The organism is Brachybacterium sp. YJGR34 (genome assembly GCF_003347015.1).
Lineage (GTDB): Bacteria > Actinomycetota > Actinomycetes > Actinomycetales > Dermabacteraceae > Brachybacterium.
Window position 1 is genome coordinate 19121 of sequence record NZ_PNFB01000023.1, and the last position, 15823, is coordinate 34943.

The 15823-nt window shown below is 72.0% G+C and carries 13 protein-coding genes; 10 read left to right on the plus strand and 3 right to left on the minus strand.

Annotated elements, in window-relative coordinates; translation table 11 throughout:
* Positions 1-3: 3 nt before the first annotated feature.
* Positions 4-1548: a glycerol kinase GlpK gene (gene glpK, locus CXH06_RS15780; RefSeq protein ID WP_114856155.1), complete on the plus strand. Its 1545-nt coding sequence runs from the start codon at positions 4-6 to the stop codon at positions 1546-1548.
* Between the two features lie 522 nt (positions 1549-2070).
* A complete protein-coding gene (gene putP, locus CXH06_RS15785) occupies positions 2071-3636 on the plus strand; it encodes a sodium/proline symporter PutP (protein ID WP_114856156.1) in 1566 nt (521 codons plus the stop codon).
* 112 nt (positions 3637-3748) lie between these two features.
* Here putP and CXH06_RS15790 read toward each other — a convergent pair whose 3' ends face one another.
* Positions 3749-4600, minus strand: a complete 852-nt coding sequence (locus CXH06_RS15790) for an SMP-30/gluconolactonase/LRE family protein (RefSeq protein WP_114856157.1) — start codon at positions 4598-4600, stop codon at positions 3749-3751.
* 61 nt (positions 4601-4661) lie between these two features.
* Positions 4662-5627, minus strand: a complete 966-nt coding sequence (locus CXH06_RS15795; protein ID WP_114856158.1) for an AraC family transcriptional regulator — start codon at positions 5625-5627, stop codon at positions 4662-4664.
* An 80-nt stretch (positions 5628-5707) separates the two neighbouring features.
* Here CXH06_RS15795 and CXH06_RS15800 point away from each other — a divergent pair, with 80 nt between their 5' ends.
* Positions 5708-6544 carry an NAD(P)H-dependent oxidoreductase gene (locus tag CXH06_RS15800; RefSeq protein WP_114856159.1) on the plus strand — a complete coding sequence of 279 codons (837 nt, stop codon included), beginning with the start codon at positions 5708-5710 and terminating at the stop codon, positions 6542-6544.
* 55 nt (positions 6545-6599) lie between these two features.
* Entirely contained in the window at positions 6600-6968 is a 369-nt protein-coding gene (locus CXH06_RS15805) for a bleomycin resistance protein (RefSeq protein ID WP_114856160.1), read from the plus strand.
* Between the two features lie 22 nt (positions 6969-6990).
* Here CXH06_RS15805 and CXH06_RS15810 read toward each other — a convergent pair whose 3' ends face one another.
* A complete protein-coding gene (locus CXH06_RS15810; RefSeq protein ID WP_114856161.1) occupies positions 6991-8517 on the minus strand; it encodes an FGGY-family carbohydrate kinase in 1527 nt (508 codons plus the stop codon).
* Positions 8518-8775: 258 nt separating this feature from the next.
* Between CXH06_RS15810 and CXH06_RS15815 the strand changes: the two genes are divergently transcribed.
* The 6 genes from CXH06_RS15815 to CXH06_RS15840 all read left to right on the plus strand — a co-directional run bounded on the left by CXH06_RS15815 (position 8776) and on the right by CXH06_RS15840 (position 15752).
* A complete protein-coding gene (locus CXH06_RS15815; RefSeq protein ID WP_114856191.1) occupies positions 8776-9711 on the plus strand; it encodes a sugar-binding transcriptional regulator in 936 nt (311 codons plus the stop codon).
* Positions 9712-9880: 169 nt separating this feature from the next.
* Positions 9881-10969 carry an alcohol dehydrogenase catalytic domain-containing protein gene (locus tag CXH06_RS15820; RefSeq protein WP_114856162.1) on the plus strand — a complete coding sequence of 363 codons (1089 nt, stop codon included), beginning with the start codon at positions 9881-9883 and terminating at the stop codon, positions 10967-10969.
* A gap of 296 nt (positions 10970-11265) precedes the next feature.
* The gene (locus CXH06_RS15825; protein ID WP_114856163.1) at positions 11266-11937 is read left to right on the plus strand and encodes a DUF2291 family protein; all 672 of its coding nucleotides are present in this window, start codon (positions 11266-11268) and stop codon (positions 11935-11937) included.
* Complete coding sequence (locus CXH06_RS15830; protein ID WP_114856164.1) at positions 11934-13490, plus strand: sugar ABC transporter ATP-binding protein; 1557 nt, start codon at positions 11934-11936, stop codon at positions 13488-13490. The genes CXH06_RS15825 and CXH06_RS15830 overlap by 4 nt, the downstream gene beginning before the upstream one ends.
* A 26-nt stretch (positions 13491-13516) precedes the next feature.
* A complete protein-coding gene (locus tag CXH06_RS15835; RefSeq protein ID WP_114856165.1) occupies positions 13517-14674 on the plus strand; it encodes an ABC transporter permease in 1158 nt (385 codons plus the stop codon).
* An 82-nt stretch (positions 14675-14756) separates the two neighbouring features.
* Positions 14757-15752, plus strand: a complete 996-nt coding sequence (locus tag CXH06_RS15840; RefSeq protein WP_114856166.1) for a D-ribose ABC transporter substrate-binding protein — start codon at positions 14757-14759, stop codon at positions 15750-15752.
* Positions 15753-15823 lie beyond the last annotated feature (71 nt).

The following is a 15823-nucleotide window of genomic DNA, read 5'->3' on the forward strand; positions in this document are numbered from 1 at the left end:
CCGATGAACGACCAGCCCATGTACATCATGTCCATCGACCAGGGCACCACCTCCACCCGCGCGATCATCTTCGACCATGGCGGTCAGATCGTCGCCTCCGGGCAGCAGGAGCACGAGCAGATCTTCCCCCGGTCCGGCTGGGTGGAGCACGACGCGCTGGAGATCTGGCGCAACACCCGCGCCGTGGTCGCCGACGCCCTCCAGAAGGCGGAGATCAACCGCCACCAGCTCGCCGCCGTGGGCATCACCAACCAGCGCGAGACCGCGGTGGTGTGGGACAAGGCGACCGGTGAGCCCGTGTACAACGCGATCGTCTGGCAGGACACCCGCACCCAGAGGATCTGCGACGAGCTCGCGGGCGAGGAGGGCGCGGACAAATACAAGGAGCGCGTGGGACTGCCGCTGGCCACCTACTTCTCCGGCCCCAAGGTGAAGTGGATCCTCGACAACGTCGAGGGCGTGCGCGCGCGGGCCGAGGCCGGGGAGCTGCTGTTCGGCAACACCGACTCCTGGCTGCTGTGGAACCTCACCGGCGGTGCGGAGAACGGCGTGCACGTCACCGACGTCACCAACGCCTCGCGCACGATGCTCATGAACATCGACACCCTCGACTGGAACGCGGACATCGCCGCGGACATGGGCATCCCGCTGTCGATGCTGCCCGAGATCCGCTCCTCCTCCGAGGTCTACGGCCACGGCCGCAAGCAGGGCCTGCTCATCGACACCCCGATCGCCGGCATCCTCGGCGACCAGCAGGCCGCCACCTTCGGCCAGGCCTGCTTCGAGGTGGGCCAGGCCAAGAACACCTACGGCACCGGCAACTTCATGCTGATCAACACCGGCGAGGACCTGGTGCGCAGCGAGAACGGCCTGCTCACCACCGTGGCCTACAAGATCGGGGAGAACAAGCCGGTCTACGCCCTCGAGGGATCGATCGCCGTCACCGGCTCCCTGGTGCAGTGGATGCGCGACAACCTGGGCATGATCAGCGAGGCCCCGGAGATCGAGGACCTCGCGAAGAAGGTCCCCGACAGCGGCGGCCTGTTCATCGTGCCGGCGTTCTCCGGGCTGTTCGCCCCGCACTGGCGCTCCGACGCGCGCGGCGCGATGGTGGGCATGACCCGCTTCCACAACCGCCACCACATCGCCCGGGCCACGCTCGAGGCCACGGCCTACCAGTCCCGCGAGGTGCTCGACGCGATGGTGGCCGATGCGGAGCACGAGGGTGTGGAGCTCAGCGAGCTGAAGGTCGACGGCGGCATGGTCGCCAACGAGACCCTCATGCAGTTCCAGGCCGACATCCTGGGCGTGCCGGTGGTGCGCCCGCAGGTCATCGAGACCACCGCGCTGGGCGCCGCCTACGCGGCCGGCATCGCCGTGGGCTTCTGGAACGGCGAGCAGGACGTCATCGACAACTGGGCCGAGGGCAAGCGCTGGGAGCCCGCCATGGACGAGGACGCCCGGGCGCGCTCGATGCGCCTGTGGGCCAAGGCCGTCGAGCGCACCCTGGACTGGGTCGACGAGGACGTCGAGGCCCTGCAGGACTGACGCGCGGCGCGCGCCGACGCGCAGTGCGCCGGCCGCGCGGCGTGCCGGCGCGCAGTGAATGCGGTGCGGTTCTGTTCCAGATCGGAGCCCGAACTGGTTCAGGACCGCACCCTTCTTCATGCGGCTCGCTCCCGGGGACGCTTCCCGGTGCGGGGCGCTTCGGGCTGCTTCCCGACGTCGGGCAGCGGGGGCGCTGCTCCCGCCCGCGCGCGCATATAACCCTTCGGTAGCCTGCCCGGGGTGTGGAACTGTCGACCGTGAGGCAGATCGCTTCGGCGGACAGCAGGTGGGCAGGCTCACGGAGAAGCGCTGTGACCAGGAAAGGCGCAGCTCTCGCACAGCGCTGAGCAGTCGATCATCGTCGATCGGCATCGATCGTCCCCCTAGGGTCGAGGCGACCCATCCGCTCCCGACGACGTGCTCTGCCCGCCGTCGCGCTCCGGCGCGGCCCCGCGGAGGTCGACGTCGTCCTCGACCCTCCCTTCCCCGTCCCTTCCCCACCCCTGAGATCGGAGTCCTCCCATGGATCTCGCCGCCAAAGTCCTCGCCCTGGCCGTGTATTTCGCGGTCATGCTCGGCATCGGGCTGTACGCCTTCCGCAAGACCACGGGGGGTGAGGACTACATGCTCGGCGGGCGCCGGCTGCACCCCTTCGTCGCGGCGCTCTCCGCGGGAGCCTCCGACATGTCCGGCTGGCTGCTCATGGGCCTGCCCGGCGCGCTGTACATGAACGGCCTGGTCGAGGCGTGGATCGCCGTCGGCCTCACCCTCGGTGCCGGGCTGAACTGGTACTTCGTCGCCCCACGCCTGCGGCAGTACACGCAGATCGCCGGCAACGCCATCACGGTGCCCAGCTTCTTCGGCAACCGGCTCCACGACCGCAGCAACGTCCTCCGCATCGCCGCGGGCCTGATCATCCTGGTGTTCTTCACCTTCTACGTGTCCTCGGGCATGGTCGCCGGCGGCGTGTTCTTCCAGTCGATGTTCGGCGGCCCGTACGTGACCGGCATGCTGCTCGTCGGCGGCGTGACCATCCTGTACACGCTCTTCGGCGGCTTCCTCGGCGCGAGCTACACCGACGTCGTCCAGGGCCTGATCATGCTGGTCGCGCTGATGCTCGTCCCCGTCACGGCGATGTTCGCCGTCGGCGGGCCGGCGGAGATGTTCGCCTCGGTGCGCGAGGTGGACGCGAACTTCGGGTCCATGACCTCCGGCGGCACCTTCATCGGCATCATCTCCGCGCTCGCCTGGGGCCTGGGCTACTTCGGCCAGCCCCACATCATCGTGCGCTTCATGGCGCTGCGCTCCGCGCGGGACGCCCGCTACGGCTTCGGCGTGGGCATGGTCTGGATGGTGCTGTGCGTGGTCGGCGCCGTGTTCACCGCCCTGGCGGGCCTGGCGTACTTCCAGCAGAACCAGGACGCCGTGCTCACCGACTCCGTCAACGGCGAGTCGGTGTTCCTGGACCTGTCCCAGCTGCTGTTCAACCCGCTGATCGCGGGCCTGCTGCTGGCCGCCGTGCTCGCGGCGATCATGTCCACGATCTCCTCGCAGCTGATCGTCTCCAGCTCCGCGCTCATCGAGGACCTCGTGGGCGGCCTGGGCATCACCCTCACCTCGCAGCGCTCGCTGTGGGGCGGCCGGATCGCCGTGCTGGTGGTCTCGGTCACCGCCATCCTGCTGGCCCTGGACCCGGAGAGCTCCGTGCTGGGCCTGGTGTCCTTCGCCTGGGCGGGCTTCGGCGCCGCCTTCGGCCCGATCGTGCTGCTGGCCCTGTTCTGGCGCCGCCTGACGGCGATCGGCGCGGGGGTCGGCATGGTGGCCGGCGCCGTCGTCTCCTTCGTCTGGGGCCAGTTCACGCCGGACGTCACCTGGGGTCTGTTCGGCGAGCAGCATCTCTACGAGATCATCCCGGGCTTCCTGATCTGCCTGGTCCTGGCCGTGGTGGTCAGCCTGCTCACCCCGCCGCCGCCGGCCAGCACCGTGGCGGAGTTCGACGCCATGGAGCGCACCCTGGCCGCGGGCGAGGAGCCGCAGAGCACCGACAGTGCCGGTGTGGCCGGAGCCGGGAAGGGCACGAGCGCCTGAGTCCGGGCGCCGGGCGCCGGGCGCCGGGCGTCGGGCCGCAGGTGCGGGCCAGCGGGCGACGGCGACCGTCGCGCCCGCCCCTGCGGACCAGGGCGCCGGCCGCTCCGCCGGGTCAGCCGCCGAAGAGGCGCTCCTCGGCGGGGCCGCGGGTCCCGGGGTCGACGGCGAACAGCGAGCCGGCCTGCGGGTCCTCGCCGTCGGCCAGGTTCTCCCTGCTGGTGGTGATGAACAGCGTCGCGCGGTCCTCGCCGCCGAAGGTGCAGGCCGTGACCTTCTGAGCGCCGACGGTGATGCGCTCGGCGACCGCGCCGCGCTCGTCGAGCCCCAGCACCTGGCCGCCGCCGTTCATCGCGACCCAGGCCCGCCCCTCGACGTCCAGGGCGAGGCCGTCGGGGTGGCCCTCCTCCGCGGTGAGGTCCGCGAAGGGCCGACGGTTCAGCAGGCCCTCGGCGTCGGACCAGTCGAAGAGGTCCACCCGCCCCGTGGGGGTGTCGACGTAGTAGGCGGTCCTGCCGTCGGCCGAGAACGCCAGTCCGTTGGAGATGGTGAGGTCCCCGAACAGCTCCGTGGTGGTGCCGTCGGGCAGCAGGCGCCACATCGCGGCGGCGCCGGGGCGCTGGTCGTAGGCCATCGAGCCGCAGAGGAACGAGCCGTCCGGCGCGATCGCCCCCTCGTTCATCCGCACCGGGCCCTCCCACAGCGGCGGCAGCGGATCGATCGACCCGTCGGCGTCCTCGAGGGCGAAGCCGTTCTCGAGCGCGAGCACGGCGCCGCCGCTGGTGGCGGGCCGCACGCAGGCCACCACGGGGCTCGGGGTGGGCAGGCGGTGGACCTCCCCGTCGGCATCGAGATGCATGACGTCTCCGGCGAACATGTCCACCCAGCGCAGTCCGCCCCAGGTGTCGGACCAGGCGGGCCCCTCGGCGTGGTGGCAGATCGACGTGGTGAGGCGGTCGGCGTGCATGGCGGTCTCCGTTCGCGCGGGGCTGCGGGTGGGACCACCGTACGCTCCGGGCGGCGCGATCTCAGGCGCTGATCGCCTCCGCCCGGTAGGCGCTGGGCCGCTGGCCGTGCTCCCGCTGGAAGGCCGTGCTCAGCGCGAAGGCGCTCGAGTAGCCCACCCGGCGGGCGATCACCTCGAGGGTGTCCTCGCTCTCGCGCAGAAGGTCCGCGGCCAGGCACAGGCGCCACGCGGTGAGATACGCGATGGGCGATTCGCCGAGCAGCTCGCGGAAGCGGCGGGCGAAGGCGGCCCGCGAGGACTGCGCCCGGTCGGCCAGGGACGCCACCGTGTGCGGCAGCTCGGGCCGGTCGTGGATGACCTCGAGGGCCGGCCCGACCACCGGATCCGCCGTGGCGGAGAACCACGGGGGCACGGCGCCGCCGTCCTCGGCGGCCCCGGGGCGGGACAGCCCGTCGCGCAGCGCGCCGATCAGCACCAGGTCCAGCAGCCGGTCGAGCACCGCCTGCTGTCCGGGCTCGTCGCGGAGCAGCTCCGCCTCCAGCAGGTCCATCGGCGCCCGTCCCTGCCGCTCCCGCGGCACCATGAGCACCCGCGGCAGCCCGCCCAGCAGGCGTCGCGTGAGCCGGCCGGTCGCCGCGAAGGACCCCGTGAACAGGGCGTGCTCGGCATCCAGGCGGTCCCCGCAGGTGCGCAGGCCCAGGCTGATCTCCGCGTCCGGCAGCACCGCACCGGAGGCGTCGGTGCACCGGCCGTCGGCGATGCCCACGTACTGCGGCGGGGCGAGGGAGCTCGGGTCGCTGGTGACCGAGAACGGCCGCTCCCCGGTGACGACGGCGAGATCCCGTGGCGCCAGGTGCCGCGGCGGGGCGTCCCCGGCCTCGAGCCAGGCGCTGCCGCGCAGCATCGTCACCACGGTCATCGTCGCGCCCTCGTCCAGGCGGATCCGCCAGGGCGGGGTGAGCAGGTTCGTGCCCAGCAGCGCGCCTGTCGAGCGGATCCGCTCGACCAGATGGGTCAGAGCATCCATGGAGCCAGGATAGACGCTCGCGTATCGGGGAGAGACCCTGCAATATTCAGCGTCTTGCTCGGCGGTGGTCGACTGGGCGCATGACGACGACGGACACCGCATCGGACACCCGGACCGCACCCCTCTCCCACGCCCCGACCCCCGGCACCTCGCTGTGGGTGCATGCGCATCCGCAGCAGGGGTCCCTCAACGACCAGCTGTTCCGTGCCGGCGCCGCGGCCCTCGCCCACCGCGGCGAGGTGCTCACCAGCGATCTGTACCCCCAGGGCTTCGACCCGGTGCTGCGGACGGAGGACGCCGGGCACCTCGCCGCCGATCCGGGGAACCTCTCCCTGCGGATCTCCGCGGCTCACGCCGCCGGCCGGATCCCCGCGCAGGTGCTCCAGGAGCAGCGCAAGCTCGCCGCCGCCGAGCTGCTGGTGCTCCAGTTCCCGCTGTGGTGGTACGGGATGCCCGCGATCCTCAAGGGGTGGCTGGACCGGGTGCTCACCGACGGCTTCGCCTACGGCGACATGGACCGCGAGCTGGGAGTGCCGCGGCGCTACGGCGACGGCGGCCTCACGGGCCGGCGCGCGCTGGTGATCGTGACGGCAGGGGAGGACGCCGCTTCCATCGGCCCCCGCGGCATCAGCGGCGACATCGAGTCGCTGATGTTCCCGCTGACCCATGGCGCGCTGTGGTACGTGGGCATCGACGTGCTGGACATCCACCTGGTCACCGACGCCGACGGCCTCGACGCCGACGGGGTCGCCCGCGAGGTGGACCGGCTGCGCGCGCGGATCGAGGGGATCGACGCCGAGGCGCCGGTGCCGTTCCGGACCCTGCGCGAGGGCGACTACCGCGGCACCCGCGCGCTGCGCGAGGACCTGCTGCCCGGGCGCCATGACCTCGGGATCCATCGGCGGGCGGTGCGCTGAGTCCGCCGCGGCGCCGGCCTGTCCCCGGAGCCCGCCGACGCGTAGCGTGCCGGACATGACCGATCGCGCCGTCCCGAACCTGCCCTCGCGGGACTTCTCCGCGACCCTCGCCTTCTACGCCCAGCTCGGCTTCGCACCCCGCTACCGCGCGGACGACTGGATGATCCTGCGCCGCGGGGGCGTGGAGCTCGAGTTCTTCCCCGCGCCCGCGTTGGATCCGCTGGCCAGCGACTTCATGGCCAGCATCCGGGTCGCCGATCTGGATGACCTCTATGCGCAGGTCGCCGCCGTGGTGCCGCTCGGGACCACCGGGTACCCGCGCCGCCACCCGATCGCGCGGCAGCACTGGGGTGCGCGTGTGGGCTGGCTCGTCGACCTCGACGGCACGCAGCTGCACCTCATCGAGGACGCGCCGCCGGGGTGAGGCCCCGCGGCGGGGCCGCCCCTCAGGCGCTGTGCTGCCGCGCCGCCAGGGCGTGGGTGATCTCGCGGGTGGCGGGGTAGAGGTCCCGGTACAGCCGGTACAGCTCGTCGTACTGCGCGGCGGCCGCGGCATCCGGCGTGCACACGTGGTCGATGCCGTTCCAGCTCGTGGTGTCCGTGCCGTGCGCGACCTGCGCGGCGAGCATCGAGGTGCCATAGGAGGCGCCGACGGTGCGGCGCGGCACCTCCTGCTGCAGGCCGGTGACGTCGGAGACGATCCGGGGCCACAGCTCGTTCTGGGTGCCGCCGCCGACGGCGACCATTCGCTCGATCCGCACCCCGGCCTCGCGCAGCGCCTCCACGTGGTGGCGCACCCCGAAGGCCGCCGCCTCGAGGGCGGCGCGGTAGAGGTCCCCACGGGTGTGGGAGAGGGTCAGCCCGGCGATCACCCCACGGGCCGAGGGATCGTGCATGGGGGAGCGCTCCCCGGCGAAGTAGGGGAGCATGAGCAGGCCGTTCGCCCCCACGCCGCTGGCCTCGGCCTCCTGGACCAGGGTGGAGAAGTCCGCGTTCCCGGTCAGCTCCCGCATCCATCCGGTGATCGCCCCGGAGCTCGCCATCCCGCCGGAGAGGGTGAAGGTTCCCGGCGTGGTGCCGGACGTGACCCACATCGAGCGGCTCGGCGCGGGCGCATCGGTGATCGCCACCAGGAAGGTGGTGGTGCCGTACATGAGCATCACGTCGCCCGGGGCGGTGGCGCCCACGCTGATCGCCTCCGCCCAGGCGTCCACGGTCCCGGTGATCACGGGCGTGCCCTCGGCGAGTCCGGGGATCGCGCGTGCGGCCTGCGCGGACACGGTCCCGGCCACCTCCCCGGACCACTGCAGCGGCGGCAGCTCGAGTCCGGGGGCGACCACCTCGGCCCAGGGGCGGTGCCAGTCCAGCGCGGCGGTGTCGTACAGCGGGGTCGCCATGCTGGCGCTCGCGTGGTCCAGCACGTACTGCCCGGTGAGGCGGAAGGCGAGATAGGAGGAGGGCATGAACAGGCGCGATGCCCGCGCGAAGGTCTCCGGCTCGTGCCGGGCCACCCAGCGGACCTTGGGTCCCGCCGCCTGCGAGCTGAGCACGCAGCCGCTGCGCGCGAGGATCTCCTGCTCCCCGAACAGTGTCGTGAGCTCCTCGATCTCCGCCTCTGCGCGGGAGTCGACGCCGTAGAGGATCGCCGGGCGCACCGGCGTCCCGTCCTCGTCGGTCAGCAGCACGCAGGGGCCCATGCCGGAGACGCCCACGGCGGTGACCGGCACCTGGGCGGACTCGATGAGCTCCCGGGCGATGCCCGTGAACTCCGCCCACCACAGCTGCGCGTCCATCTCCACGTGGCCGGGGTGCGGGCGGTCCACCGCGTGCTCGCGGCTCGCCGTGCGCAGGATCGTCCCGTCGGGGCCCACCAGCACACCCTTGGTGCTCGAGGTGCCGATGTCGATGCCGAGCGTCGCGCCCCGGTGCCCGTCGCGCTCCTCGTGCTCCGCGCGGTCCTCGCGATCAGCCATCGACCCGCCCTCCTCCAGCTCGCCTCGATGCGGCCCGCGCCGGTCCGTCCCGGCGGGCCCCGGACATTGTGTCACCAGGGACGCCGCCGAGTGGTGGCGAGGGCGACCGGCGGCGTCGCCGCCGTTGGGAGAGGACGTTCTCGGCGCCGGGCATTTGCACGGGGCGGACCGCTCCTCTATAGGATCGTCGCGCCGGAGGCGACGGCCTGCCGGCCACGCGGTGCCCCCGCGGCAGCGGCCGACGATGAAGAGGTGGACGTGCTCGAGACGCACATGGACCCGCAGCTCCTGCACCGCGCCGCCTCGGCGTACTACCTCGACAACCTGCGGCAGGCGGAGATCGCCGAGCGCCTGGGGATCTCCCGCCCCACGGTCAGCAAGCTCCTCACCGAGGCGCGACGGATCGGGATGGTGCGCTTCGAGGTGCTCGACGTCGCCGGCCCGGACCTCTCGGATCTGGAGCGGCGACTCCGAGAGCGGCTGGGGGTGCGCGGGGTGCGGATCGCCCCGGGGGACCAGGCGCATCGGGACCTGCGCGGGATCGGCGACCTGCTGGCACAGGAGCTGCGGAGCCTGGACCTGCATCGCGGGGACGTGCTGCTGATCTCCTCGGGCAAGACCACCTACGCGGTCAGCCGCCTGCCCGGCATGCCGGAGCTGCGCGGAGTGGTCGTCGCGCCGACCGTCGGCGGGCAGCAGGAGCACGATCCCGCCTTCCAGACCAACGAGACGGTGCGGAGCCTCGCCGAGAGCACCGGCGCCGAGCCCCACTACGTCTTCGCCCCCGCGCTGCCCAGCCCCAGCCTCTGGCGCTCCCTGCAGGCCGATCCCAGCTTCATGGAGATCACGGGACTGTGGTCGCGGGCGGAGGTGCTGGTCACGGGCATCGGTGCCCCCTATGCCCGGAGGGACCTGCTGACCTCGGTGGTCCCGCGGGACGATGCGGCACTGCGCTCCGCGGTGGGTGATGTCTGCCTGCACTTCTACGACGTGGACGGCGAGCCGGTGGCCTATGAGGGATCGGACCGCCTGGTCCGCCTGCCGCGGGAGACGCTGCAGCGGATCCCCACCACCATCGCCCTCGCGGTGGGACGCGAGAAGGTGCCCTCGATCCGGGCGGGAGCGAAGGCCGAGCTGTTCACCACCCTGATCACGGACGTGCCGACGGCGGAGGCGATCCTCGAGGCGGAGTGATCGGCGGGGGAGTCCGCGCACGAATGACCCCGCGGTGAGAACATTTGTGCTTGACGAATGTGCACAGACGTGCCTAGTCTCACTCCGAGGGCACTCGTCGGGAGCCGCCGGCTCGGAGCCTGCCGACGCATGGTGCGCACCCGGATGGCAGCGAAGGAGATGTGTGGAGATGAGTGAGATCCCGTCGACGATGAAGGCCGTGGTCATGCACGCGCCGGAGGACTACCGCCTCGAGGACAAGGACGTGCCGGCGCCCGCCGCGGACGAGCTGCTGATCCGGGTGGAGGCCGTCGGCGTCTGCGCGAGCGACCTCAAGGCCTACGCCGGGGCCGCGAAGTTCTGGGGGGACGAGAACCGCGAGCGCTGGGTCGAGCCCGGCATCACCCCCGGTCACGAGATCGCCGGCGAGGTCGTCTCCGGCTCCGCCGAGGCGCTCGCCCACCACGGCGTCGCCGTCGGCGACCGCATCGTGGTCGAGCAGATCGTCCCCTGCGAGGAGTGCATGTACTGCAAGCGCGGCTGGTACTGGATGTGCGGCCCGCACGACATGTTCGGCTTCAAGCACTACGACGGCGGCATGGCCGAGTACATGATCGTGCCCTCGCTGGCCCGCGCCCACCGCATCTCCAAGGACATCCCGCCGCACCACGCCGCCTTCGCCGAGCCGCTGTCCTGCTCCCTGCACGCCGTGGAGCGCGCCCAGATCACCTTCGACGACATCGTCGTCGTGGCCGGCGCCGGCCCGATCGGCCTGGGCGCGATCATCGGCGCCGCGCACAAGAGCCCCAAGATGGTCATCGCCCTCGACTTCGACGCGAACAAGCTGGCCCTGGCCCAGAAGTGCGGAGCGGATCTCACGCTGAACCTCTCGGAGGTCGACGTGAACGAGGAGATCGGCAAGCTCACCGGTGGCTACGGGGCCGACGTCTACATCGAGTGCACCGGCCACCCCAGCGCCGTCGGCCAGGGTCTGAACCTGCTGCGCAAGCTGGGCCGCTACGTCGAGTACTCGGTGTTCAAGGAGAACGTCTCCGTGGACTGGTCGATCATCTCCGACGACAAGGAGCTCGACGTCCTCGGCGCGCACCTGGGCCCGCACTGCTGGCCGGCCGCCATCAAGATCATCGAGTCCGGCGTGCTGCCGCTCGAGGAGATCTGCACCCACCAGTTCGGCCTCGGCGAGGTCCAGAAGGCGCTCGACACGGTCGCCGACTCCGCCGGCGCCTCCGTCAAGGTCTCCCTCCTGCCGGGAGCCTGACCCCGCCCGTCCCCGGGGCCACGGCTCCCGGGGGCGACCCCGGGATGCTGCCCCCGGCGCCCGCTCCGGCGCCGGCCGCAGCACCCCCGCCACCACCTCCCCGCGCTCATCGGAGAGCGCCCCACCACTCCTCGCGGAGTCCCGGCCGCGACGCCACCGACGACGTCGCCCCGCCCCGGGACCCTCCGCCGTCGGCGATGACGCCGCGCACCCCGCGCACCGGTGCCCCGCCGACGGGCACGACCGGCAACGACGCCCCGCCCGCTCTCCCCGGGCGCCCGACAGGAAGGCTCAGCATGAGCACCGCACAGGCCGTCCCCGCGCGCACCCCGCAGCGCGAGAGCAGGCCCACGAAGCACCGGGGGCGCTGGATCGCCATCGCCCTGACCGTCATCGGGCTGCTCGTGGTCGTGCTCGGCACGAAGGTCGTCCCCCAGGGCGAGGAGGCCGCCACCACCGAGGCCTTCGACAAGGCCACCTTCGGCGCCGAGCAGTTCCCGATCGTCCAGGAGGGGATCACCGAGCGCGCCGTCCCCGCCCCCGAGCTGGCGGAGGCGATCGCCGCCGATCCCGCGGCCGCCGCCGAGGAGCACGGCGTCGAGGCCGCGGGCCAGACCGTCTACAGCACCACCTTCACCGGCACCGTCGGCGAGGGGGAGGCCGGCCTCTACGAGGTCGAGGTCGAGGGCATGCCGGAGGAGGTCACGGTGCGGATGCAGACCGGTCCCGCGATCAACGGCACCGAGCTGCGCGACGCGACCGGGGAGTACGACTTCGGCCAGTTCACCAACCAGATCGAGTACCAGGACGCCGGCGCCGCCCTCAACGAGGAGATGAAGAAGCAGGTCCTGGACCCGATCGACCTCGCCACGCTGCCCGGGCAGACGGTCACCGTCACCGGCGCGTTCACCGCGATCAATCCCGAGGGCTGGCTGGTCACCCCGGTGTCGATGGAGGTCCAGGGATGAGCGCCCTCGCCGATCATCACCCCGCGCCCGGCACCGGCGGCGCCGACCAGGTGGTCCTGCAGGCGCAGGGCGTGGTCAAGGACTACGGCGGCACGCGGGCGCTGAAGGGCGTCGACTTCGGCGTGCACCGCGGCCGCGTCACCACGCTGTTCGGGGAGAACGGCGCCGGCAAGTCGACGCTGATGAAGATCCTCTCCGGGGTCGAGCAGCCGACCTCCGGCCGCATCCTGCTGGACGGCGAGCCGATCTCCTTCTCCGACACCACGGACGCCCGCGATCACGGGATCGCGATCATCCACCAGGAGCTGAGCCTCGCCCCGAACCTCTCGGTGCGCGACAACATCTTCCTGGGCCGCGAGATCACGCGGCCCACCGGGGTCGACTTCGCCGAGGAGACCCGGCAGGCCGCCGCGCTGCTCGAGGAGATGCGGCTGGACGTGGACCCCTCGGCCGAGGTCGGGGACCTGCGCGTGGGCCAGCAGCAGATCGTCGAGATCGCCCGCGCGCTCTCGATCGACGCCCGGATCCTGATCATGGACGAGCCCACCTCCGCCCTGGCCGCGCAGGAGGTGGAGATCCTCTTCGGCATCATCGAGGACCTCACCGCCCGCGGGGTCTCGATCGTCTACATCTCCCACCATCTGGAGGAGGCGCTGCGGGTCACCGACCATGCCGTGGTGCTGCGGGACGGCGCCGTGACCGCCCGCGGCGACCGCGGGGAGATCGACCTGGAGTGGATCGTGCGCCACATGGTGGGCGACAACTTCGACCTCGGCTCCCCGCCCACTGGATACGCCTTCGGCGAGCCGGTGCTCGAGATCGAGGAGCTCACCCTCCGTGATCCGGAGAACCCCGAGCGCGCCGTCGTCGATCACCTCTCCCTCCAGGTGCGCGCCGGGGAGATCGTCTGCCTCTACGGGCTGATGGGCGCCGGCCGCACCGAGCTGCTCGAGGCCGTCGCCGGTCGCGGCGACCCGATCGGCGGGCGGGTCGTCCACCGCGGGCGGGCGCTCGGCGGGGAGTCGATCCGCGAGCGGCTCGCGCAGGGCATCGGCCTGGTCCCCGAGGACCGTCAGCGCGACGGCCTGGTCCCGACCATGACCGTCGGCCAGAACCTCACCCTGGCCAGCATCGCGCAGTTCCTCCGCCGGGGGCTGACCTCCCGGCGCGCCGAGCAGGCCCTGGCCGAGCGGCTGATCGAGGACGTCACCGTGAAGGCGCCCGGGCCGGCGGCGCCCATCGGCTCCCTCTCGGGCGGCAACCAGCAGAAGGTCGTGCTCGGCAAGATCCTCGCGACGAATCCCGGCATGATGCTGCTGGACGAGCCCAGCCGCGGCATCGACATCGGCGCCAAGTCCGAGGTGTTCTCCCTGCTCGCCGATCGCGCCCGCGAGGGGCTCGCCGTCGTCTACTCCACCTCGGAGATCGACGAGTGCTTCAGCATCGCCCACCGCATCGTCGTCCTCCACCGGGGACGCATCTCCGCCGAGTTCGGGCCCGACGCGGCGAAGGCCGACGTCATGGCCGCCTCCGGCGAGGTCGTCGCCCCGTGAACCAGCTCCCAGGAACGGAATCCCCCATGACCACCTCCGCCGTCGCCGCGCCGAAGGAGTCCGCGCAGCGGATCGACCTCTCCAAGCTGCTCCTCGAGGGGCGCGCCTTCCTCGCGCTCGCGCTGATCATCGTCGTCTTCTCCCTGCTCTCGCCGAACTTCCTGACCGTCGACAACCTGCTGATCATGTCCTCGCACGTGGCGATCTTCGCGCTGCTGTCGCTGGGGCAGCTGCTGGTGGTCCTCACCGGCGGGATCGACCTGTCCGTCGGCTCGACCCTCGGGTTCACCGCGGTGATCGGCGGCTTCCTCCTGCGCGGGGTGCCGCTGGACCTGTTCGGCGTCACCGTGTACCCGAACGTCGCCGCCTCGGTGCTGATCGCCGTCGTCCTGGGCGGGCTGATCGGAGCGCTCAACGGCGTGCTGGTGGCGCGGTTCAAGGTCGCCCCGTTCGTGGCGACCCTCGGCATGCTCTACGTGATCCGCGGCTTCGCGCTGCTGCTGACCAACGGGCGCACGATCAACGACCTCTCCGGCGACGAGGGGCTGGGCAACACCGGCTTCGAGTGGCTGGGCTTCCATCGCATCCTCGGCATCCCCGCCGGCGTGCTCATCATGGCCGTCATCGCCCTGGCGATCGCCGTGATGCTGGGGCGCACCACCTTCGGCCGCTGGCTGTACGCGACCGGCGGCAATCAGCGCGCCGCCCAGCTCTCGGGCGTGCCCGTGCGCCGGGTGACGGTGTGGGTGTACGTCATCTCCGGGCTGTGCTCGGCGGTGGCCGGGCTGATCCTCGCCTCGACCCTGACCAGCGCGAGCCCCACCGCGGGCAACACCTACGAGCTGACCGCGATCGCCGGCGTCGTCATCGGCGGCGCCGCCCTCTCCGGCGGCCGCGGCACCGTGCGCGGCACCCTGCTGGGCGCCTTCGTGATCGGCTTCCTCTCCGACGGCCTGGTGCTCATCGGGGTCTCCGCCTACTGGCAGACCGTCTTCGTGGGCGCCGTCATCGTGGTGGCGGTGCTGCTGAACTCCCTGCAGTACGGACGCCCCCGCCGTGCCCGGGCCGCGGCCCCGGCCGCGGATCCCGGTGCCGCCGACGGCCCCGCCGGCCCCGACGCCGCTGCCGACGGCGAGCCCGATCCCGGCTCCGCACCCCGCACCGAGCCCCCTCGGAGCGACTGACCCCTGACCCCTGCACGCGGCACCACGTGCAGGCCCGCGGCGCCTCCCCGACGGGATGCGCCACCCCTGAAAGGAACACACCATGGAACGCAGGCACTTCCTCTCCGTCCTCGGCGCCGGTGCCGCAGCAGCAGGTCTCGCGGCGTGCGGCGGCTCCGAGGAGACCGGTGGCGGCACGTCCGATGCGGGCGGTGGTGGCGGCACCGACGGCGGCCTCATCACCATCATCGTCAACGACCCCTCGAACCCCTACTGGAAGACCGAGGGCGACGTCGCCGCGGCCAAGGCCGAGGAGCTCGGATACACGACCACGGTCGGCGCCCACAAGGGCGACACCAACACCGAGAACACGCTGGTCGACACCGCGATCTCCAACCAGTCCGTGGCGCTGATCATGGATCCCGCCAATGCCGACGGATCCATCGGCACCATCAAGAAGGCCGTCCAGGCGGAGATCCCGGTGTTCCTCATCAACGCCGAGATCAACGAGGACGGCATCGCCATGGCGCAGCTGGTCTCGAACAACGCCCAGGGGGCCGCGCTCGGCGCCCAGGAGTGGGTGAAGCAGATGGGGGAGGGCGGCGAGTACGTCGAGCTGTTCGGCCTGCCCTCGGACAACAACGCCCAGACCCGCTCCAACGGCTACACCACGACGATCAGCCAGTACCCCGATCTCGAGAAGGTCGGGGAGGAGGTCGCCGATTGGAACCGCACCCTGGGGCACGACAAGGCGCAGTCCCTGCTCCAGGCCCATCCGGACATCACAGGGCTGATCTCCGGCAACGACGAGATGGCGCTCGGCGCGATCGCGGCCTTCCAGGAGGCCGGGGTGCTGGAGAACATCGTGGTGGGCGGCTTCGACGGCTCGCCGGACGCGATCGAGGCGATCAAGAACGGCGAGCTGGCCTACACGGTGCTGCAGCCGGTGGCGCAGTTCTCCGAGCTGGTCATCGAGATGGCCGATGACTACCTGCGCAACGGCACCGAGCCCGAGCAGGAGAAGCAGGCGCTGGACTGCCTGCTCATCACCGAGGAGAACATCGACAAGATGACGGCGCCCTTCACGTACACCGAGTGACCCTCGCCGTCCCGGGCCGCGGCCCCGGGTCCGGACCTCCCCGCGGCGACGGCGAGCCGGCGCGCCGGCGG

What these genes read in the sequence shown, in the direction of transcription:
- CXH06_RS15805 (WP_114856160.1), top strand. Translation starts at nt 6,600, where the DNA reads ATGACCGATCGCGCCGTCCCGAACCTGCCCTCGCGGGACTTCTCCGCG.
- CXH06_RS15820 (WP_114856162.1), top strand. Translation starts at nt 9,881, where the DNA reads ATGAGTGAGATCCCGTCGACGATGAAGGCCGTGGTCATGCACGCGCCG.
- CXH06_RS15830 (WP_114856164.1), top strand. Translation starts at nt 11,934, where the DNA reads ATGAGCGCCCTCGCCGATCATCACCCCGCGCCCGGCACCGGCGGCGCC.
- CXH06_RS15825 (WP_114856163.1), top strand. Translation starts at nt 11,266, where the DNA reads ATGAGCACCGCACAGGCCGTCCCCGCGCGCACCCCGCAGCGCGAGAGC.
- glpK (WP_114856155.1), top strand. Translation starts at nt 4, where the DNA reads ATGAACGACCAGCCCATGTACATCATGTCCATCGACCAGGGCACCACC.
- putP (WP_114856156.1), top strand. Translation starts at nt 2,071, where the DNA reads ATGGATCTCGCCGCCAAAGTCCTCGCCCTGGCCGTGTATTTCGCGGTC.
- CXH06_RS15810 (WP_114856161.1), bottom strand. Translation starts at nt 8,517, where the DNA reads ATGGCTGATCGCGAGGACCGCGCGGAGCACGAGGAGCGCGACGGGCAC.
- CXH06_RS15840 (WP_114856166.1), top strand. Translation starts at nt 14,757, where the DNA reads ATGGAACGCAGGCACTTCCTCTCCGTCCTCGGCGCCGGTGCCGCAGCA.
- CXH06_RS15795 (WP_114856158.1), bottom strand. Translation starts at nt 5,627, where the DNA reads ATGGATGCTCTGACCCATCTGGTCGAGCGGATCCGCTCGACAGGCGCG.
- CXH06_RS15800 (WP_114856159.1), top strand. Translation starts at nt 5,708, where the DNA reads ATGACGACGACGGACACCGCATCGGACACCCGGACCGCACCCCTCTCC.
- CXH06_RS15835 (WP_114856165.1), top strand. Translation starts at nt 13,517, where the DNA reads ATGACCACCTCCGCCGTCGCCGCGCCGAAGGAGTCCGCGCAGCGGATC.
- CXH06_RS15790 (WP_114856157.1), bottom strand. Translation starts at nt 4,600, where the DNA reads ATGCACGCCGACCGCCTCACCACGTCGATCTGCCACCACGCCGAGGGG.